Below are 21,089 nucleotides of genomic sequence, written 5' to 3'. Positions count from 1 at the left end.
CCGACTCTACCCACATAAACCACCGGCTGTAGCCGGCCTAGCACGACTGCCTTTTAACATGACCGCCCTAGCGGCCTGTTACTCTACCCCCTAGAATGGAAAAACCACAGAAAGTTCTCATCCTCGGTTCCGGCGCGCTGAAAATTGGCGAGGCCGGTGAGTTCGATTACTCCGGCTCCCAGGCCCTCAAGGCGCTGAAAGAGGAAGGCATCCGCACCATCCTCATCAACCCCAACATCGCTACCGTACAGACGTCGGACAACATTGCCGACGACGTGTACTTCCTGCCCGTGACGCCCTACTTCGTGGAGGAAGTCATCAAGAAGGAGCAGCCCGATGGTATTCTGGTAGCCTTCGGTGGCCAAACGGCCCTGAACTGCGCCGTGGCCCTGTTCCGCGCCGGGGTGTTTGAGAAGTACAACGTGAAGGTGCTGGGCACGCCCGTGCAAAGCATCATCGACACCGAGGACCGCGACATTTTCAAGGAGAAACTCGACCAGATTGGGGTGCTTTCGGCCCGCAGCGTGGCCGTGACCACCATGGAAGATGCGGTGGCCGCGGCCGAGAAAATCGGTTTCCCCATCATCGTGCGGGCGGCGTTTGCGCTGGGTGGCCTAGGTAGCGGTTTCGCTAATAACATGGACGAACTGCGGGCCCTAGTCCAGAAATCCTTCACGACTTCTGACCAGATTCTGGTGGAAGAGTCGTTGAAGGGCTGGAAGGAAGTGGAGTACGAAGTGGTGCGCGACCAGTACGACAACTGCATCACGGTCTGCAACATGGAGAACTTCGACCCCATCGGCATCCACACTGGGGAGAGCATTGTGGTAGCTCCGTCGCAGACCTTGAGCAACCGCGAGTACCACAAGCTGCGCAGCATCGGCATCAAAACCATCCGCCACCTCGGCATTGTAGGCGAGTGTAACATTCAGTACGCCCTCGACCCCGTGTCGGAAGATTACCGCGTAATTGAGGTGAATGCGCGTTTGTCGCGCTCCTCGGCGCTGGCTTCTAAGGCTACGGGCTATCCGCTGGCCTTTGTGGCGGCCAAACTGAGCCTGGGCTACTCCCTGTCGGAGCTGAAAAACAGCGTAACGCAGACTACTTCGGCCTTCTTCGAGCCGGCCCTGGACTACGTAGTAGTAAAGCTGCCGCGCTGGGACCTAGGTAAATTTGAGGGTGTGAACCGGCAGATTGGCTCGGCCATGAAGAGCGTGGGCGAGGTAATGGCCATCGGCAAATCCTTCGAGGAAGCCATTCAGAAGGGCCTACGCATGCTGGACACCGGCAAGCGCGGCTTTGTGGCCAACAAGCCCGAGCAGGTGGATAACGCGACCATCGACAAGCTGCTGAGCGAGCCGAACGAGGAGCGCATCTTCGCCATCAACCTGGCGTTTGAGGCCGGCTATACCCTGGAACAGGTGCACGACCTGACCAAGATTGACCACTGGTTCCTGCAGCGCCTGTACACCATTTTTGAGCTGAGCAACCAGCTAGCTGCTAAGCGCGGCAGCGGCGTGGATGCTCTCGATACTGGCCTACTGCGCGAGGTAAAAAAAGCCGGCTTCTCGGACCAGCAAATTGCGGTGAAGCTGCTGGGCCAGGGTGACGTGAAAGCCGACGAGCTGCTGGTGCGGGCCCGCCGCAAGGCTCTTGGTGTGCTACCCGTTATCAAGCAGATTGACACGCTGGCGGCGGAATTCCCGGCCAAAACCAACTACCTCTACAGCACCTACCACGGCACCGAAAACGACCTGCAGCCGGAAACTGACAAGTCTATTATGGTGCTGGGCTCGGGCGTGTACCGCATCGGTAGCTCCGTGGAGTTCGACTGGTGCGGCGTGAATGCCGTGCAGACGGCCGCCGAAGAGGGCTACAAAACCATCATCATCAACTATAACCCCGAAACCGTTTCCACCGACTACGACGTGTCGGACCGGTTGTACTTCGAGGAGCTGAGCTTTGAGCGGGTGATGGACATTCTGGAATTCGAGCAGCCAGAGGGTGTTATTCTCTCTACTGGCGGCCAGATTCCGAACAACCTCGCTACCCGTCTAGCCGACGCCAATGCCCCCATTTTGGGCACCGCTCCGGCCCGCATCGACGAGGCTGAGAACCGCCACAAATTCTCCAGCATTATGGACGAGCTGGGTATTGCCCAGCCCCGCTGGAAGGAGCTAACCTCGCTGGAAGCCATGTTTGAGTTTGTGGGTGAGGTAGGTTACCCCGTACTGATCCGCCCGAGCTACGTGCTGTCGGGGGCTTCGATGAACGTGGTGTCCAACGCCTTCGAAATGGAGGCCTTCCTGAAAGCTGCCGTGGAAGTAAGCGCCGAGTACCCGGTGGTGGTATCGGAGTTTATGCAGGATGCCAAGGAAATTGAGCTGGACGCGGTAGCCGACAAGGGCGAAATCGTGAGCTATGCCATTTCTGAGCACGTGGAGTTTGCCGGCGTGCACTCCGGCGACGCCACCATGTACTACCCGCCCCAGAAGGTGTATGTGCGCACCATTCGGAAGCTGAAAATCATTGCCGAGAAGATTGCCAAGCGCTATGAAATCAGCGGACCGTTCAACATCCAGTTCTTGGACAAGAACGGCGAAATCCGGGTAATTGAGTGTAACATCCGCGCCTCGCGCAGCTACCCCTTCGTGTCGAAAGTATCGGGCAACAACCTCATCAAAAAGGCAACGCAGGTGCTACTGGGCAAGAAAGTGGAGCGCGACGAAAGCGAGCGGGTGTATGACCTGCCCTTCGTGGGCGTGAAGGCCCCGCAGTTCTCGTTCACCCGCCTACCCGGCGCCGACCCCGTGCTGCGCGTAGACATGGTGAGCACCGGCGAGGTAGGCTGCCTGGGCGATACCGCTGAGGAAGCCCTGCTGAAGTCGATGCTGAGTGTGGGCTACAAGATTCCGCAGAAGTCGGTGCTAATTTCCGGCGGCCCCATCAAGTCGAAAGTGGCCCTGCTCTCGGCCGTGGAACTGCTGGTGAAGAAAGGCTACCAGATTTACGCTACCCAGGGCACGCACCGCTTCTTCGCCGAAAACAGCATCCCCAGCAGCCTCCTCTTCTGGCCCGACGACCACGAGGAACCCAACGTGCTGACCTACCTCAAGGAGAAGAAGATCGACCTGGTCATCAACATCCCGAAGAACCTCTCGAAGGGTGAGCTAGACAACGACTACAAAATCCGCCGTACCGCCATCGACTTCGGCATCCCACTGCTCACCAACGCCCGCTTAGCCAAAGCCTTCATCCAAGCCTTCTGCAAGCTTGAAATGAAGGACCTGAAGATCAAGAGCTGGAACGAGTATAAGGCAGGGTAGTAGTTGAATATGTAAATTATAGACCGTCATGCTGAGCGGAGTCGAAGCATCTCTACCGCTTCGTTTGAACGGCTCTGACGAAGCGGTAGAGATGCTTCGACTCCGCTCAGCATGACGGTCTAGTTTTCTTCGTACCTGTATGTACGTCTATATTCTAACCAATCCTACTAAAACAGTCCTATACATCGGCACCACCAACGACATCACACGGCGTCTTTATGAGCACGGTAGTAGCCGGGGCGATGCAGGCAAGTTCACTGGAAGGTATCAGGCGGATTTGCTGGTGTACTTCGAACTTTTCCCGGATGCCACGCAGGCTATTGCGCGAGAAAAGCAGTTGAAAGGCTGGACACGCCTGAAGAAGGATACGCTGATTGCGGCGTTTAATCCAGAATGGCAGGTTATTGATCTTGAGACGTGGTTAGGATAGCCATAAAGCATACACTTCAAGCTTCTGATAAAGTTGAAGTCAGACCAATCAAAATCTAATGTTGAGATATACTGGATTAGCGCTTTTCTAGTGATACCTCTGGTCATTGCTATACAGTTTGGCAATGAATACACCACTGATAAAGGAATGAAGATTCTCTACAGTGGATTAGCTGGCCTTGTTATCGGTTCAGTAGGCTTTGCTGGGTACTACTTCACTAATAAACGATCCTTCGCCGTTCGTGCAGCTGTATTAGCATGTGTGATAGTCATATCAGCATTGCCAACCACTCTTCTATATACGCCTGCCAAAGCCATGGCAAAAGATGGTACCATTTACTCGACTTGTCCAGTTTGTGGCTACATAGCTTTTAACTCGCAGGAAGAAGCATGTGACAATTGCGGTGAAGAGCTAACCGAAGAGGAAATGCGCGAATCAGGTTTTTCTTCTATGGACTCATTAATTCGGCTGGATCAACTCTATTATTTTGTTCCTGATGACGAAAAAGCAGCCATAACGTTTGAGCAACCTACCATATCCGAAGATGGCTACACACTAGATGAATCTTGGCGGCCTAGTGTGTCTAAGGACGCAATAAAAAAGCAAGCAATTCATTATCACGAATTCAGAAGAAAATATCCCATTAAGGTTGAGATAATCAAAAAGGGTCAAGATTAATTCTTCACTTAACGAAGCGGTAGAGATGCTTCGACAAGCTCAGCATGACTTTTATTTAGGCCTAGGCCACTCAATACCATATGAAAAACTTCACTTCCTTCGCCGATGCGGGCGACTATAAAGCCCTGTTGCAGCAAGCCTTGGAAATTAAGGCGAATCCGTACGGGTACCAGCACATCGGCAAGAACAAAACCGTTGGGCTGATCTTCTTCAACCCTAGCCTGCGCACCCGGCTTAGCTCGGTGAAGGCGGCCTACAACCTGGGCGCGCAAGCGTGGGTACTCAACGCCGGTGCCGACTCGTGGACCTTGGAAATGGCCGATGGCGCGGTGATGAACGGCGGCACCCAGGAGCACATTAAGGAGGCCATTGCCGTGATGAGCCAGTACTGCGACGTGCTAGGTGTGCGCACCTTCCCCACACTTAAGGACCGCGAGGCCGACTACAGCGAGGAAGTCTTCAACAAGATATTGAAGTACGCCACCGTACCGGTTATCAGCTTGGAAAGCGCCACCTTGCACCCACTCCAGTCGTTTGCCGACCTGATTACGGTGGCCGAGACGAAGAAAAAGGACCGCGTGAAAGTGGTGCTGACCTGGGCCCCGCACGTGCGCGCCCTACCCCAGTGCGTCCCCAACTCATTCTGTGACTGGTTCTCGGAAGTAGACTGGGTAGACTTTGTCATTACGCACCCCGAGGGCTACGAGCTGGACCCCAAGTTCACGAAAGGCGCCCGCATTGAGTACGACCAGAAGAAGGCCCTGGAAGGTGCCGACTTCGTGCAGGCCAAGAACTGGAGCAGCTACCAGGACTACGGCCAGGTTATCAGCAACGACCCTAGCTGGATGCTCACGCCCGAGCACATGGCCGGCACCAACGACGCCAAGTTCCTGCACTGCCTGCCCGTGCGCCGCAATGTGGAAGTATCGGATGCTATTCTAGATTCACCGAACTCCCTGGTAATACAGGAGGCTGGTAACCGAGTATTCTCGATGCAAACCGTGCTGCACGAGCTGCTCAAGTAAGACTTCATACAAACAGCACGTCATCCTGAGTGCTGCCGAAGGATCTCTCACGCTACAACGGGCTTCTAGGCCAGTCGTTCAAACGCGAGAAGATGCTTCGCGCACTCAGGATGACGTGCTTTTTTACAATAGGGTGCGCTGAAGACAATGACAGGCCTAGCGCATGTTGCGCACGGCCTCTAGAGCGCGGTCTATTTCCTCTTCAGTATTGATGATGCCGGGCGTGAAGCGGGCGTAGTTGTAATGCGTGTAGGGAGCCTTCGTGGCCACAATCGTCTGTTCTTTGAGCCGCTCGATAACCTCATCGGTGTTGTAGCCGCGCACTTCGAAGGAGGTAATACCAGAGGATAGCTCATCTGACAGAGGCGTGTGCAACGTGACGTGCGGCATAGTGGCCAGACCTTCTTTACACTGGCGGTTGAGTTGATGCACTCGCGCACAAACCTGCTCACGACCCAGCTGCTCCATAAACTCAAAGGCCGCCGTGAAAGCCCAGCGGTTCTCCAAGGAGTGAAAGCCGCCGGGAGTCATCTGCTTACCGTCCATGTGGTCAGGCCGCTCGTTCTCCTCGATGATTACGTCCATTGCCTCGGTGTAGCTGGGGATGATGGGCGACACCGTTTGCCAGGCCGTCTGCGTGGCGGCCACTAGGCCAGTCCCGCGCGGACCGTACAGCCACTTGTGGCCGCTGGTGACAAAGAAGTCGCACTGCAGGTCCGGGAAGGTCTCGCGCTCAATCCCGAAGCCGTGCACACCGTCTACCAGAAGTAGCACTTGGTCGGCTTCGTCGCGGTGGCGGTTGAGGTCGGATAGGGCTTGCCCGATGAGGCCTACGGGTGTTTTCAGGCCAGTGCTGGAATGCACCCACGTAATGCCCACCACCCGCGTCTCGGGGTGCACCGCCCGCACGATGGAATCTACCATTTCCTCCTGCGTTACGTGGTTGAGGCGCTCATACATGCGCACTTTACGGTAGGTGGCGCCGGTGCGCGCCGTGGCCTGCCGGATTGATTCGTGCTGGGAGTAATGGTCGTGCTCGGTGGTCAGAATCTCCTGGCCGGGCTGCAGGTTCAGGCCGGTGTACAGCATGCCCAGGCCCATAGTAGTGCTGTCGGTGAGGGCAATGTTGTCGGGGTTGTCGAGGTGGAGGTAGCGGGCCGCCGCTTGGCGCACCTTCTGCATCTCGTCGTTTTCCATATCCAGTGTATTGAATACGGGGTTCTCGTCGAGGATGCGGCGGTAGTTGGCAATGGCTTCGCGCACTGGCCTAGGATTGGAAGCAATGAACTGCGAAGCTCCCAGGTGCAGGTAATCGGGTGAAAGATTGAACTGGGCGCGTACAGCTTCCCAGTCTTGGGGGCGGGTGGGCTGTTGGATGGTTTGGGGCTGATCAAGCATGAAGAACAAAGGCGAAAAGGATAAAGAAGTAGCCAGAAAAAGCTGCTACATGCTTATGCTCTTTACGCCCTCCTATATCAGCTGTTATTCCGAAAAACACGGAAATTGATCCGTATAAACACATTTCACCCTTACCAAGCCTACGTAGTCAGCCTAACTTTTGCACTCCAGCACGCATAAGAAAAGCCCGATGGCTTCGATACCATCGGGCTTAGTATACCGGGTGCAGACGGTGGCCTAGAGCGGATCGGCGGTTACTTTGAAGCGCGAGTCGGCGCGGATGGTAATATCACGGCTGATGGCTTTGCGGATGCGGGCTTCGGTGGAAAGCGTGTAGCTGCTGGCTTTGATATACTTATCGAGCTTTTCGGTGGTGGGTGTCAGCTGAACCGTGTTCACGCCCATGGGTATGTTATCCTTGGAAGCCAGCAGAATCCGGTCGTTGCCGTCGGTGCTGATGTAAAGGCTGATGCTGCTCAGAAAGTCGAAGTTCTCGGAGTTGGGGTCGGTAACGGTGAGTGTGAGGCGGTCGAGCTTCACGTCTTTTACCAAGTTGGCGCTGGTGTTTTCGTTCTTAAACTTCTCGTCGGAGCGGGTAGGAACGGTGATGGGCGAAACCGGCGTAACCACGTTTACCGGGAAGCCCGTGGCAATTTTCACCGACTGCGAGTCCTCAATGGTAAAGGTCAGCAGCTTGTCGAGTTTGTCGCAGCTAAACAAGAAAGTTAGCAGGACCAAAAGGGGAGCTAGAAAGAGGACTTTTTTCATGGTAGTTGCAATTTGAGCGGAAGTTACGAAACTAATTCTAACCCGGATTTGCAACTGGCTGTAGTCTACCTCACCGCACATAAACGTGTCATTCCGGGCGCAGCGAAGAATCTGGGGCAAGTCGTTGAAAGCTTACCCCAGATTCTTCGCTGCGCTCGGAATGACACGTTTACTGGTCTAGGCCACCTACTAGTCCATCATGTCGGCGGAGCGCGGCGGGTCGGGCACAAAGCCGGGCTGCCAGCTCATGGGGTAGCGGCCATCTACGTAAGGCAGGGCGGCTTCGGTGAGGTAGAGCGGACGGAAGGTGTCTACCATCACGGCCAGCTCATGGGTTTCCTTTTTGCCGATGCTAGCCTCCACGGTGCCCGGGTGGGGGCCGTGTGGAATGCCGCTGGGGTGCCAAGTAAACGACGCCAGATCAACGCCCTTGCGCGACATAAAGTTGCCGGCCACGTAATACAGTACCTCGTCAGAATCGACGTTGGAGTGGTTATAGGGCGCCGGAATGCTCAGCGGGTGATAGTCGAAGAGGCGCGGCACGAAGGAGCAGATGACGAAGTTGTGGCCCTCGAAGTGCTGGTGCACGGGTGGTGGCTGGTGCAGGCGGCCCGTAATCGGCTCAAAGTCGTGGATGCTGGTAGCGTAGGGGTAGAAATACCCGTCCCAGCCTACCACATCAAACGGCGAGTGACCATAGGTGAGCGTGTGCAGCAGACCGTCTTTCTTGATCTTCACCACGTACTCCCCCGATTCTCGCTCATCATCCGTCACCAGTTCATGCGGGGGCCGGATATCCCGTTCGCAGTAGGGTGAGTGCTCCAGCAACTGCCCGAAGTGGTTGCGGTAGCGGCGGCACGTCTCCACGGGGCTAAACGACTCGATGATGAGTAAGCGTACCGGGCCCTCCTCGAAGTGCAGCTGATGGATGATGGTGCGCGGGATAATAACGTAATCACCGGGCTCAAACTGGACCTTGCCCAACTGGCTCCACAGCTCCCCCCGTCCCTCGTGCACGAAGATAACCTCGTCGGCTAAGGCGTTCTTGTAGTAGTAGTCCATGCGCCGCTCGGTGGGGTTGCAGATGCTGAGCGTCACGTCGGCGTTGCCGAGCATGGTTTGGCGGGCCTGCAGGTAGTCGCCGCCAGTGGTGGTTTGAGCCAGGGTGCGCAGGTGAGCTGGCTCCAGGGGTCGGTCTTTGAGCAGCTTGGGCGCAAACGGCTCGGGCTGGCCTACGGTCCGGATTTCAGTGGGTGGGTGCTTGTGGTAGAGCAGCGATGAAACGCCGTGGAAGCCCAGCGTACCCACCAGCTGCTCCGAGTACAGAGAGCCATCGGGCTGGCGGAACTGGGTGTGGCGTTTGCGCGGAATCTGGCCGAGGCGGTGGTAGAAAGCCATGGTTCAGAAATGAGTTGGGTGGGAAATACGAGTGGGTAGGTGAGAATGTGAAGGTAAGAAGGTTTGGTGGTTGCGAGTCTTTGGTCAACAGATAGCAACCATTTGAATATCTCAGCGGTTAAACCCTCACTGCTATACTACCTTTGCACTTTATTTCAGCTGCCTACTTATTACCTCTGCCGTGTCCTCCCCTATTTCCCGCTTGCTGCCGCTTCTGCTGACTGGCCTAGGCTTGTTTTCCGTGGCTTCAGCACCCAAAACAGCGGAGCCACGTACCCGCACATTCAACTTCGAATACACGGCCACGGTACCCGCCCAGGCAGCCGGGGTGAAGGAGGTAGATTTGTGGCTGCCCGTACCGCACGATGATAAGTCGCAGGATATCCGCGACCTGAAGATTACGGCGCCAGTGGCCTACGAGGTCAAGACCAGCTCTTACGGCAATCAAGTGCTGCACGTGCATGCCACGGGGGCGGCGCTGCAGGGCTTCACGGTGAGCATGAAGCTGCAGGCTACCCGCCGGGAACACCTCAACCCCACGCTGGCCGGCCAACCAGTTTCGCGGAAAGACCTGGCCCCCGCCGACCCCAACATGAAGCGTTGGCTGGCGCCGGATAGCCTCGTCCCCCTTGACCCCAAAATCCGGTTGTGGTCGCAAGAAGTTATAGCCAAAGCCCACGCTAAAACCGATCTGGAGAAGGCCAAGGCCATCTACGAGCATGTGGTCAGCACCGTGACCTACGACAAAACCGGCCAAGGCTGGGGCCGCGGCGACATCTACTACGCCTGCGACGCCCGCCGCGGCAACTGCACCGACTTCCACGCCGTGTTCATTGGCTACTGCCGCGCGGCTGGCATTCCGGCCCGCTTCAGCATCGGCTTCCCGCTGCCCCCCGAGCGCGGCACCGCCGAGGTAAAAGGCTACCACTGCTGGGCCGAGTTCTACACCAAGGAAACCGGCTGGGTACCCGTCGATGCCTCTGAGGCGGCCAAGAACCCTGCTAAACGTGCCTATTTCTTCGGGGCCCACGATGAAAACCGCCTGGAATTTACTCGGGGCCGCGACCTATTGCTGGCACCCAAACAACACGGTGGCGCCCTCAACTACTTCATCTACCCATATGCCGAGGCTGATGGCCATCCAGTAAGTGGCCTACAGCAACAGTTCCGGGTGCAGGACTTAGCCAAAAAGTAGTTTCGCTATCGAGCTATTTAAGCAGTCAAAGGTGAACGTCACGTTAAGCGCAGTCATGACGTCTTGTTAGAAGCTACTTAAGAAGCCTAGAAACCACAACGTCAGCACGCGAAATGTCTCTACTGCACTAGACAGAACGCTCTTGTAGGCTTTCGTCGCTTTATGAACCACTCCTAACAACAAAGCGCCCGCGGCTAGCAGCTACGGGCGCTTTGTTGTTAGAGGCTGCGTAGCCAATTATTTCATTGACAATCCTTGCATCAAGGTAGCATTGCCGTCGGTGATGACCTGCAAGGCTTGGCGCATTTCGGCGTCGTCTTGATTAAGGACCTGGAAGTAGGCGGCTTTACCGTAGGCGGTGCGGGCAATAAGGGCTTTAAGTTGGTTGCGCACTAAGTTGGCGCAACGGCGCAGGCCAGCGGCATCGGCCGGGATGCCATCTTGGGTAGCTAGGCCTACTAGGCGTTGCAGTTGAATATCGGTGATGCGGAAGTTCTCGTTGAACTGCTCGAAGCGCAGACCCTCCAGCTCCTCTTTGTGGTCCTGCACGTAGTCGAGGGCGTACTTGCGGATCAGGTTGTGGCTTTGCAAGCGGGTGTAATATGCCGAGAAGGCCATGGTGTCGCGGGCAACAAACACGTCGGGCATGATACCACCACCACCATATACAGTTCGCCCGTGCGAGGTGCGGTAGCGCAAAGAGTCGGCGAAATGAATGCTGTCGGCGTGGAAAAACTCGCCGTGACGCTGCCGGTTCGCCAAATCCTTTTCGTAAGCCTCTAGGCCACCCCGATACGATTTTTGAATACTGCGACCCGAGGGGGTGTAGTACCGGGCAATGGTCAGGCGCAGCTCCGAGCCGTCATTCAGCGCAATGGGCTGCTGCACCAGGCCCTTGCCGAAGGTACGACGTCCCACTAGCAGGGCACGGTCTTGGTCCTGCAGGGCGCCGGCCAGTACCTCAGAAGCGGAGGCGCTGCCTTCATCCACCAATACTACCAGCGGGCCTTGCTCAAACTCGCCGGCTACGCGTGAGTACGTCTGGGTGTCGTACTGGTCGCCTTTGCCATCCGTGTACACAATCTTCTTAGTGCCCCCGATAAACTCATCGGCCATTTTGGTGGCGCGGTCGAGGTAGCCACCGGGGTTGCCGCGCAGGTCAAGAATGAGGCGGGTGAGGCCCTGCCGACGTAGGTCGCCGAGGGCGGCCTTGAACTCGTCGTAGGTGCCGCTGGCGAAGCGGCTCACTTTGATGTAACCGGTCTGGTTATCCACCATGTAGGCCACGTCCACCGAGGAGTTGGGAATACGGTTGCGTGTTACCTGCACGCTTAGGGGCTTAGCCATTCCCCGCCGCACAATTTGCAGCACCACGTTGCTGCCGCGGGGTCCGCGCAGCTTGTTGAACATCTGCTCGGTGCTGATGTGGGTGCCCGATACCTTGGTACCGGCTACGGCTAAAATCTTGTCGCCAGGTTGCAGGCCAGCTTGCTCGGCGGGCCCGCCGCTTACCGGCGATACCACCGTTATGGTGTCGTGGAAGATGTTGAACTCCACGCCCACGCCGTCAAAATCGCTCTGCAGAAAAGAAGATGCTTGCTGCTGCTGCTTGGCCGGAATGAAAACCGAATGAGGATCTAGGCGCTCCAGCATGCGGCTGATGGCATAATCCGAGAGCTCTTCCGCATTCACCGAGTCTACGTAGTCGCGGTCCACGTAACTCAGAATTTCCTTGAACTTCAGGTACCCGCGGGCCGTGCCATCGGGGTTTTGACTGGACGGCCGGAAGGGGTTTGCACCTAGCAGAATACCGCAAGCCAGCGCCAAGGCCAGCAACAGAGGCTGACGCACCTGCCGCCGCGTATTTCGCGGGGCTGGCTCAGTCGCGGGAAGCGGCGAGACATTCGGCTCGGTGTTCATAAAGTGCTGGGAGAGTAAACGTTTAGGCGATATGCAAAAGGAATGTAAGCGAATATGTAGTCAAAACTATTGAAACTTTTCCAAGAAAGCCACAGCATTTAGTTAGCGTCGGCAAACTTCAAATACCAGTGCAATTTTTTATTATTTAATACCAAATAACGCCGTTTTAAGAGCAAAAATACAATTTATAGAACGTTCATATTCAGCTAACAATGACTTCGACATTTGTAATTTTATTAAGTCCTGTATTTAGACATTATGGCCATTTGCTAGGCCTCTGACCTACGCACTGTTTTCTGCAACGGATTTACACAGGTCTCGAAAGCACTACCACCTTTCCGGCGCAACGCCGTATCTTTGACGCCCGGCTCTCTTAACTATCTGGCTTGCCGGACCTTTGCTTTTCAAGTCAATTCTTTTGTGATGGGCCGAATTCTTGCCATCGACTACGGCAACAAGCGCGTGGGGCTGGCCGTAACGGACCCGCTTCAGCTGATTGCCACCCCCCTCGAAACCATTCATAGCCAAGATGTAATGGCCTACCTCAAGGCTTACCACCAGCGCGAGCCGCTGGCGGCCTTGGTAGTGGGCATGCCCCGCACTCTGAGCAACGAGGCCACCGACTCAACCAGCGCCGTAGTGGGCCTGATTCGGCGGTTACGTAAGGAGTTTCCGGAGGTGCCAGTGCACGAAATTGATGAGCGGTTTACGTCCCGCATGGCCCACGCCGCCATGCTGGCCGGGGGCTTGAGCAAGAAAGACCGCCGCGACAAAGCCACCGTAGACCGCGTAAGCGCTACCATCATTCTGCAATCTTTCCTCGAATCCCGATGATATACCCCATTGTTGCCTTCGGCGACCCGGTGCTGAAAGCCCCGGCCAAACCCATAGCCCCCGACTTCTCCCCTTCTGAGCTCAAGCAACTCGTGCAGGACATGTACGATACCATGTACTACGCCCACGGCGTAGGCCTAGCCGCCCCCCAGGTGGGCAAGAGTATCCGGCTGTTTGTTATTGACTCTGAGCCCATGCTGGATGAGGACGAAGAGGGCAACCCCATCATTCCGGAGCCCACGGCGGCCCCGGTGAAGCGCGCCTTCATTAACCCTCAAATAGTAGAGGAAACTGGCGAAGAATGGGCATTTGAGGAAGGCTGCCTGAGCATTCCCGGTATCCGGGAAACGGTATACCGCAAGCCCGTGGTTACGTTGCGCTACGAAGACGAAAACCGCCAGCAGCACGAGGAAACATTCTCCGGCATGACCGCCCGCGTAATCCAGCACGAGTACGATCACCTGGAAGGCGTGCTGTTCACCGACTACGTATCGGGGCTGAAGAAGCAACTGCTGAAGGGCAAGCTCAGCCGCATCAGCAAGGGCGACGTGAAAGCCGATTACCGGATGAAATTCGCCGGGCAGGGCCGCCGCTAGGCCAGTAGCCGCAGTAGGTTTAGAGAGCCGAGTAACCGTACTTTGTCAGACGGCTACTCGGCTTTTTTATAAGCTTGTTTCTTAGCGTTTTACTTGTTAAAAACTTTCGTACTTAGGTTATGCATTTAGGGAGCACTAGGCGTCTATAGAGGTCAATGCCGCCACTGTCAACATACCCTCTATAATTCTTTAGCTAATCGTTATTTGTCATTATGTTCTCTCGCAGAGCAAGCATTCTGCTATTTGCTTTCTTACTATTCTCGCAGCCACTGCTCGCTTGGGGATTTTTCAGTCACCGCCTTATCAACCGGCTAGCAGTGTATACCTTGCCTCGGGAGATGATTGGGTTCTATAAGGCCAACATCGATTACCTCACCGACAACGCTACTCGCCCTGACTCTCGCCGCACGGTGGTGCCCGGCGAGGCGCCGCGTCACTTTCTGGACGTAGATGTGTACGGCGACTCGGCGGTGTACAAACTGCCCCGCTCCTACGCCGATGCCGTGGCCCAGCTGGGTGAAGATTCTCTGCTTCGTCACGGTATAGTGCCCTGGCAAGTGGCCCGCATGAAAGGCCAGCTCACGGAAGCCTTCCGCGCCCACGAAACCGACCGGATTCTGCACCTCTCCGCCGACCTAGGCCACTACATTGCCGACGCCTGTGTGCCCTTGCACGCCACCCACAACTACAATGGACAGCTTACGGGGCAGCGCGGCATTCATGCCCTCTGGGAAAGCCGCTTGCCGGAGCTGCTCAGCAGCGGCTACGACTTCTTCACGGGTCCTGCCCCCTACCTGGATAGGCCTACGGATGTTATTTGGCAAGCTGTGGGTCGGTCGGCAATGGCGGTTGACTCAGTGCTGCGCTTTGAGCGGGAGCTGACGCTGAAGTTTCCGGAAGACCGCAAGTACGGCTTTGAGCAGCGCGGTAATCAGACCGTGCGCGCCTACTCCCGCGACTTCGCCCGCGAGTACCACCAACGCCTGAACGGGCAAGTGGAGCGGCAAATGCGGCTGGCTCTGCGCTTGGTAGGTGCTTTCTGGTACACCGCCTGGGTAGATGCCGGCCAACCCGACCTCGACAAGTTACCCCGCGCCCCCTCTCGCAAGGAGCAGGAGCGCCTAGCCCTAGAAGCCAAGCAACTACTGGAACCAGCCCCTAAAGCCCCCGTGCCCGGCCACGAGGAGTAAGGCCCGGTGGCTTACCGTAAAGCGAAACGATTTGCCGGTTGTTGCAGTAGACGGGCAAGTTCCCCACTCCAGTGCGGAGCTTGCCCGTCTACTACTTCCCCTCTCTACTTAGCCCATGAAAAGCCTCTCCACTATCGTCTTGCTGCTGATTTCCAACCTGTTCATGACGTTTGCCTGGTACGGACACCTGCAGTTCAAGAAAATCAGTTGGTTGCATGGTCTAGGCCTAGTGGGTGTCATCCTGATTAGTTGGGGGCTGGCCTTTTTTGAATACGTGTTTCAGGTGCCGGCCAACCGCATTGGGTTTGAGGAGAACGGGGGACCCTTTAACCTATTTCAGCTGAAGGTGATTCAGGAAGTGGTGTCGTTGTCGGTTTTTACCCTGTGCGCGGTGTTTGTTTTCAAGACTGATAAGCTGGGCTGGAACCACCTCGTAGGCTTTGCGCTGCTGGTAGCGGCGGTGTACGTGATTTTCAAAAAGTGGTAACCGAGACCAGCTTAGGATAATCCTTTACCAGGGCTTTACGCTTTGGCCTCAGTGTTGAGCTTGGGCTCAGGCTCCGGTTGTGCTCACGTTCACCGAGAATTGTAAGTCGTTGGCCCTTTCCGGGCAACTCCGCTGCGTGGTATGCGTACGGAAACGCGCCCCGCTGCCGGGGCTTTTCACGTTTCTACTCTCTGCTGCGCGTATGCCCAAAAGATACTATTTCCTGTTACTTCTCTGCCTGTGGCTGGTGCACAGGCCTACCGCTCAAGCTCAAAAAGTGGGCTTAGTACTTAGCGGCGGCGGGGCAAAGGGCCTAGCGCACGTGGGTGTGCTGAAAGTGCTGGAGAAAAATCGCATCCCCATCGACTACATTGTGGGCACCAGCATGGGCGCCATTGTGGGGGGCATGTACGCGGCCGGCTACTCTCCTGAGGAAATTGAGGAAATTGTGCTGAAGCCAGAGTTTCAGAACTGGGTAGCCAACCGCCCCCTAGAAGGCAAGGTGTTTAATTTCTACGACGCCGACCCTTCGCCCGCAGCTTTGCACCTAGGCCTGTCCATCGACTCGGCTTTTCGTACCCGCGTGACGCCGCGCATCATCAACGATGCTACGCTTAACTACGTGCTGGCCACCATGCTGGCCCCGGCCGGTGCTATTTCCAACTACAACTTCGATAACCTATTCGTGCCCTACCGGGCCGTGGCCTCTGAGGTGTTTACCCGCCAGAAAGTGATTCAGCGCAGTGGCTCCCTCTCCGATGCCGTGCGCAATTCCATGGCGTTTCCGCTGGCGTTCCGGCCTATTCGGCAGGAAGATGGGCGCTACCTGTTTGATGGGGCCGTGGTCGATAATTTCCCGACCGGCGTTATCAAGGATGAGTTTAAGCCCGACGTTATTATTGGGGTGAATGTGGGCGACGTGGCCTACAACAAATACCCCAAGGAGAAAGACGACCAGCTACTGACCAGCACCCTAATTTTCCTGGGCTCGAATGGCGCAGATACGACTTCCGTGGGTCCCAACGGCATCTTCATTCAGCCCGACCTGACTGACTACACCGCCGCTGATTTTGGTCGTGTGCGCCGGCTGGTGGCCCTAGGCGAAGGCGCAGCCAATGAGAAACTGGCCCTCATGCTCAAGCGCATTCAGCGCCGCGAGGATACCGTGTCGTTGCAGCAGCGGCGGCGGGCATTTCAGGAACGGGCTCCCCGTCCCGATTTTACTAGCGTTTCGGTGCAGGGCTTACCTCGGCAGCAGCAGGAGTTTGTGCGGCGGTTCTTTCAGCGCACCGGCTCTACCTATACTCCCAGCGACATTGAGGAGGGCTACTTCCGTTTGGTGAGCAACGACTTCTTTACCAATGTGTACCCCCGGGTGCGCTACTCCGAGGCGCAGAAGGGTTACGGCCTCAGCATTGATGCGCGCCAAGCCAACAACCTCACCGCCGACTTGGGCGTGCTGCTCTCGTCGCGCTCCATGAGCAACTTTTACCTAGGTGGGGCTTACCGCTACTTGAGCCGCTACCTGTATACCGTGCGCGGCAACGCCACCGTTGGGCGCTTCTACAACGCCGTGCAGGGCTCGTTTAGGGTAAGTGTGCCTGGGCAAGTACCGCTGTATTTCGAGCCGATTGTCACCTTCAACAACCTCAACTATCAAGACACGGGTGGCCTGTTAGGTCAGAATGCTGCCACCAGCCAGTTGGTGCAGCGCGACCTTAAAACGGGTATCAACGTTGGCATCAGCCCCAATTACCGTAGCCGCTACGTGCTTGATCTGGCAGCCTTTACCAACCGCGACCGGTTTGCCAACACGCGGGAGGTGAATACCACCGATGAACTAGACCTGAACCGCTTCCAGGGCTTCACGGGGGGCATCCGCTTCGAGCGCAACTCCCTCGACCGCCGCCAGTATGCCACCAAAGGCCGCCGAGCCGACTTCGCCTTCCGCGGGGTTTCTGGCCAAGAGAAGTACGACCCAGGCACCACGTCTAACGGCGTAGTGGGCCGAACCAAAAATCAGCAGTGGGTGCGCGGCTCCTTGTTCGTGGAGCAGTATTTCTCGCTGAGTAAGAGCGACTCAGTGGGAGCTAAAACGCATTCCTGGGGCTATTTAGTTGATGCCGTAGCCAGCACTCAAGGAGCCTTTGCCACTTACCGCTCGTCGTTGACCACCTCAGCCGCCTTCTTGCCCCTGCCTGATTCCCGCACCCTGTTCCTGGATAACTACCGGGGCACGGCCTATGCCGCCGCTGGCCTGCGCTACGTGCGCGGCATTTTCCGGGGACTGGAGTGGCGCACCGAGGGCTACGCACACGTACTCGTTCGCCCCTGGAAACAAGCCTTCGACAACCCAGTGCTGGTCCGGCGCTCCAACAACGTCAGCCGGCCCTACCTCACCCTGATGACTGGCCTAGTGTACCAGACGCCCGTGGGCCCGCTCTCTGTGCAAGCCATTCACTACGACGACAGCAACCACCGCTTCGGCGTCTTCGCCCATATCGGCTACGTTCTCTTCCGCGAACGGTCGTTGGAGTAGGTTTGGTAGTGAGGTGACGAGGCGACGAGGTAAATGGTAAAAGCACGTCATCCTGAGTGCAACGAAGGATCTTGCCACACATGAACGGCTTGTACTAGGCCAGTCGTTTTCGCGTGATAAGATCCTTCGCAAGCTCAGGATGACGTGCTTTTTGCTTCATGGCTCCATCTATTCATCCATCTCATCACTCTATTATTCCTTTCCCTCATCTGGGTATTGGGGAGGCTCTTCGCCGGGAGAGTGAGGAGAAGAGGCAGTGGGGCCGCAGCCGGCCAGGATGGCGCAGGGCAGATCTTCGCCATGATAGAGGCGCCTGAATAATACCGTGGCCAGCCACATGGCAAGAATGGGGGCAGCCCAGTACAGCCACATACCCCGGTAGCTGTCGGCGGCTACCGCCGAGCCCAGGCTGCGTGCCGGGTTGAGGCTCATGCCAGAGTAAGGAGTTTCAAACACGATATACAAGGCCAACAGGATACCTATCAACCACCCAGTCAGCTCTTTTAACCGCTTCGAGTGCAGGGCTACTAGCAACACCAGCATCAGGACAAAAGAGATAATAAACTCTGCCGCAAAAGCCAGCGCCTCTCCGCGCGGCAACGGCACGGGCTGCGTAACCGTGAAGTTGACGGTGGGATGAGCATACAGTTGGCCGAGAACAAGCTTTAGGAGTTGCGCCGCTCCAATGGCGCCAGCTACCTGGCCTAGCACGTACCACACGGCGTCGGGCGTCTTGATTTTGCCCAGCTGCCAGAAGGCCACCGTTACGGCGGGGTTGATGTGCGCCCCCGACTGCTTGCCCCAAGGGCTATACACAATCAGCACAATCACCAAGCCCATGGCTAAGCCCATCAGCCAATGGCGCACCGTGTCGTTGGTTTGCAGGGCCTGCCGGACGGGTGAGGCCGGGTGCTCCAACAAGGTAGTCAGGAGGCCGGCACAGGTCACGAAAAAGGCAATGCCCAGGGCTTCGGCCAAGTAGTGCCGCCAGTGCCGCCGAAAGGCAGACCGCAGCTGAGAAACGAACGACATAGGCAACTCCGGAAGGAAAAGGGTGGGCTAGTTACAACGAGCTCCACCGTTAGCGGTTTCTACGCTTGAGCTTCCGGATCTTGGCCCCACAGACCTAGCGCTGCACCAGAATGAGGGCTGAAGAGGCAGGTACTTCCACCGGTAACACTTCCTCAGAGCCTTCCACCGTCCGGATTCCTTGCTGGTTGATTTGCTGCCCTTCCAGCACCACCGAGTAGCGCCCGCCGGGAATGGGCAGGCGGGCAGGTTGGCGGCTGCCATTCAGCAGCACCACAATAGTGTTCCAGGCGTCGCCGCCGGCGTGATTCTTCAGCCGATACCCAATGGTACCCGCCGGCAACGCGGGCAGAAACTCTAAGTGCTGCTGCACCAGCTCTTGGGTGGGTAGCCGGAAAGCTGGGTGGGCGCGCCGCAGGGCAATGAGCTGGCGGTAGAACTGATTGATGCGCAGGTACTGCGCCTTCCGGGCCCAATCAAGCTGATTGACGTTATCCGGCAGATTGTAGGAGTTGTGGGAGCCACCCTTGGTCCGCAAAAAGTCGTCGCCTACGGGCAGGAAGGGCACGCCTTGGGAGGTAAACACAATGGTATTGCTGAGCAAGTCCATCTTAATCAGCTCCTCCTCGGTGGCGCCGGGGTTGGATACGGTGAGCTTGTCCCAGAGCACCCGGTCGTCGTGGCAGGCCACGTAGTTGATGGCCTGCATGGGCGAAGCGGCCCAGGGTGCTTTTGAGTAGTTGACTTTGCTGTAATCGAGTTGAGGGTGTTGGGTGGCGCCCACAATGCCGAACTTCACGCTCTCTTCCAGTCCTGGCTGCCCGCTGGCAAAGCCGGGCTCGGTCTGACGGGCGTAGTGACCTTTCACGCCGTCGCGCAGCTCGTCGCCGAAAGCAGCAATGCGGTCGAGGCGGCCGATGTTGGCCTTCACGGCTCGTTCGGTTTCGGGCAAGGGGCTGGTGCCAGCGGCCCAGCCTTCGCCGTACACAAAAATGCTATGGTCGATTTGGTCCAGGGCCACGCGCACGGCCCGCATTGTTCGGATATCGAGAATGCCCATGAGGTCAAACCGGAACCCATCGGCGTGGTACTCCCGGGCCCAGTAGGCCACCGACTCCACAATGAGCTTGCGCACCATGGGCCGCTCCGAGGCTACTTCATTGCCGCAGGCCGCAGCATCAGAATAGGAGCCATCGGGGTTGTGGCGGTAGTAGTAGCCGGGCACCAGCTGCTCGAAGGAGCTGCGGCCAGCATCGGCGGTGTGGTTGTACACTACGTCCAGCACCAGCCGTAGGCCACTGCGGTGCAGAGTCTGCACCATCTGCTTCATCTCCCGAATGCGGGCTGCCGGATCGGCGGGGTCAGTGGCATACGAGCCTTCCGGCACGGAGTAGTTCAGCGGGTCGTAACCCCAGTTGTAGCGGTTCTGCTGGAGCTGACTTTCATCTACGGAGGCAAAGTCATTTGTCGGGAGAAGGTGCACATGGGTAAGGCCAAGCTCGGTGAGGTGGTCTAGGCCAGTCTGCACGTCCTGGGGGCCGCGGGTGCTGGTTTCGGCCACACCCAAGAACTTGCCCTTGTGCTGCACGCCCGATTGTGGATGCCTGGTCAGGTCGCGCACGTGCACCTCCCCAATTACGATATCGGTGGGGCTCTTAAGCTTAGGCCGAAGGTCGTCTTCCCACTGCGCAGGGCTCACGGTGGCGGGGTCGAGCAGGGCGCCGCGCTGGCCGTTGATACCCACGGCGTGGGCGTAAGGGTCGGGCACTTCGGCCAACTGCTTGTCCTTAATAGTGGCCTGCACCACGTAGAACTGGCCTAGGTGCTGGGCCGGCAGTGTGTAAGTCCAGGTACCGCCCGTTGATTTCTGCATGGCGTAATCGGCCACCGGCGTGCCACCGGTGCCTTCGGTATACAGCTTGAGGGCCAGTGCTTCGGCCGTAGGTGCCCAAACCCGCAGCCGGGCCTGCCCCCGCACAAACGTCAGGCCCAGGTCGGGCCCATCGTAGGTGGGGTACGTAGCATATACATCCGTAACGCGGGCAGTGCGGCAGGTGGTAAGAGTCGCCAAGGCGAGCAGCAACGATAGGAAAAACCTGGATTTCATGTAGAGTGGGGATGGGCCCACAAGTTCGGAGTTTTAGACTGTTGCTCGATGCGCGGAGTTGGTGCCTGAGTGGCCTAGGCCACTAAAGTTGTCCTTCCAAACGAAGTGAGGAATCTGAATGAGGCCACTGAATGGTAACCCAGATTCCTTACTTCGTTTGGAAGGACAG

Annotated in this window: 16 protein-coding genes; 10 read left to right on the top strand and 6 right to left on the bottom strand. The window is 57.1% G+C overall.

Annotated features, from left to right (window positions below; genetic code table 11):
• Window positions 1-95: 95 nt before the first annotated feature.
• From carB to EU556_RS01840, 4 genes are all read left to right on the top strand, one after another.
• On the top strand, window positions 96-3,326 hold the full coding sequence (carB, locus tag EU556_RS01855) for a carbamoyl-phosphate synthase (glutamine-hydrolyzing) large subunit (RefSeq protein WP_135430439.1): 3,231 nt from the start codon (window positions 96-98) through the stop codon (window positions 3,324-3,326).
• 139 nt (window positions 3,327-3,465) lie between these two features.
• On the top strand, window positions 3,466-3,756 hold the full coding sequence (locus tag EU556_RS01850) for a GIY-YIG nuclease family protein (protein ID WP_135430437.1): 291 nt from the start codon (window positions 3,466-3,468) through the stop codon (window positions 3,754-3,756).
• A gap of 33 nt (window positions 3,757-3,789) precedes the next feature.
• Window positions 3,790-4,434 (top strand): hypothetical protein, encoded by a 645-nt coding sequence (locus EU556_RS01845; RefSeq protein ID WP_135430435.1) that lies wholly within the window; start codon window positions 3,790-3,792, stop codon window positions 4,432-4,434.
• Window positions 4,435-4,514: 80 nt separating this feature from the next.
• Complete coding sequence (locus EU556_RS01840) at window positions 4,515-5,459, top strand: N-acetylornithine carbamoyltransferase (RefSeq protein ID WP_135430433.1); 945 nt, start codon at window positions 4,515-4,517, stop codon at window positions 5,457-5,459.
• 156 nt (window positions 5,460-5,615) lie between these two features.
• Here the strand turns inward: EU556_RS01840 and EU556_RS01835 are convergent, their stop codons facing one another.
• The 3 genes from EU556_RS01835 to EU556_RS01825 form a co-directional block, all read right to left on the bottom strand.
• Window positions 5,616-6,857: an aminotransferase class V-fold PLP-dependent enzyme gene (locus EU556_RS01835; protein WP_135430431.1), complete on the bottom strand. Its 1,242-nt coding sequence runs from the start codon at window positions 6,855-6,857 to the stop codon at window positions 5,616-5,618.
• A gap of 237 nt (window positions 6,858-7,094) precedes the next feature.
• On the bottom strand, window positions 7,095-7,625 hold the full coding sequence (locus tag EU556_RS01830) for a hypothetical protein (protein ID WP_135430429.1): 531 nt from the start codon (window positions 7,623-7,625) through the stop codon (window positions 7,095-7,097).
• Window positions 7,626-7,814: 189 nt separating this feature from the next.
• Window positions 7,815-9,023 (bottom strand): homogentisate 1,2-dioxygenase, encoded by a 1,209-nt coding sequence (locus EU556_RS01825; RefSeq protein ID WP_135430427.1) that lies wholly within the window; start codon window positions 9,021-9,023, stop codon window positions 7,815-7,817.
• A gap of 181 nt (window positions 9,024-9,204) precedes the next feature.
• Here EU556_RS01825 and EU556_RS01820 point away from each other — a divergent pair, with 181 nt between their 5' ends.
• On the top strand, window positions 9,205-10,218 hold the full coding sequence (locus EU556_RS01820) for a transglutaminase-like domain-containing protein (protein ID WP_245327368.1): 1,014 nt from the start codon (window positions 9,205-9,207) through the stop codon (window positions 10,216-10,218).
• Window positions 10,219-10,455: 237 nt separating this feature from the next.
• On the opposite strand, the gene EU556_RS01815 is transcribed toward EU556_RS01820, so the two are convergent.
• Window positions 10,456-12,138: a S41 family peptidase gene (locus EU556_RS01815; protein ID WP_135430425.1), complete on the bottom strand. Its 1,683-nt coding sequence runs from the start codon at window positions 12,136-12,138 to the stop codon at window positions 10,456-10,458.
• Between the two features lie 423 nt (window positions 12,139-12,561).
• Here EU556_RS01815 and ruvX point away from each other — a divergent pair, with 423 nt between their 5' ends.
• From ruvX to EU556_RS01790, 5 genes are all read left to right on the top strand, one after another.
• Window positions 12,562-12,972 (top strand): Holliday junction resolvase RuvX, encoded by a 411-nt coding sequence (gene ruvX, locus EU556_RS01810; protein WP_135430423.1) that lies wholly within the window; start codon window positions 12,562-12,564, stop codon window positions 12,970-12,972.
• Entirely contained in the window at window positions 12,969-13,568 is a 600-nt protein-coding gene (gene def / locus EU556_RS01805; protein WP_135430421.1) for a peptide deformylase, read from the top strand. The genes ruvX and def overlap by 4 nt, the downstream gene beginning before the upstream one ends.
• A 338-nt stretch (window positions 13,569-13,906) precedes the next feature.
• On the top strand, window positions 13,907-14,758 hold the full coding sequence (locus tag EU556_RS01800) for a zinc dependent phospholipase C family protein (RefSeq protein ID WP_245327367.1): 852 nt from the start codon (window positions 13,907-13,909) through the stop codon (window positions 14,756-14,758).
• Between the two features lie 115 nt (window positions 14,759-14,873).
• Entirely contained in the window at window positions 14,874-15,245 is a 372-nt protein-coding gene (locus EU556_RS01795; protein ID WP_135430419.1) for a DMT family protein, read from the top strand.
• A gap of 202 nt (window positions 15,246-15,447) precedes the next feature.
• On the top strand, window positions 15,448-17,784 hold the full coding sequence (locus EU556_RS01790; protein ID WP_135430417.1) for a patatin-like phospholipase family protein: 2,337 nt from the start codon (window positions 15,448-15,450) through the stop codon (window positions 17,782-17,784).
• 192 nt (window positions 17,785-17,976) lie between these two features.
• Here the strand turns inward: EU556_RS01790 and EU556_RS01785 are convergent, their stop codons facing one another.
• Window positions 17,977-18,816 carry an MIP/aquaporin family protein gene (locus EU556_RS01785; RefSeq protein ID WP_135430415.1) on the bottom strand — a complete coding sequence of 280 codons (840 nt, stop codon included), beginning with the start codon at window positions 18,814-18,816 and terminating at the stop codon, window positions 17,977-17,979.
• 94 nt (window positions 18,817-18,910) lie between these two features.
• Window positions 18,911-20,920 carry a type I pullulanase gene (pulA, locus tag EU556_RS01780; RefSeq protein ID WP_135430413.1) on the bottom strand — a complete coding sequence of 670 codons (2,010 nt, stop codon included), beginning with the start codon at window positions 20,918-20,920 and terminating at the stop codon, window positions 18,911-18,913.
• Window positions 20,921-21,089 lie beyond the last annotated feature (169 nt).

It is taken from the genome of Hymenobacter fodinae (assembly GCF_004745825.1).
In the GTDB taxonomy this organism is placed as follows: domain Bacteria; phylum Bacteroidota; class Bacteroidia; order Cytophagales; family Hymenobacteraceae; genus Hymenobacter; species Hymenobacter fodinae.
Note: the sequence above shows the minus strand (reverse complement) of the source record. Positions and strands in the feature narration are given on the sequence as shown.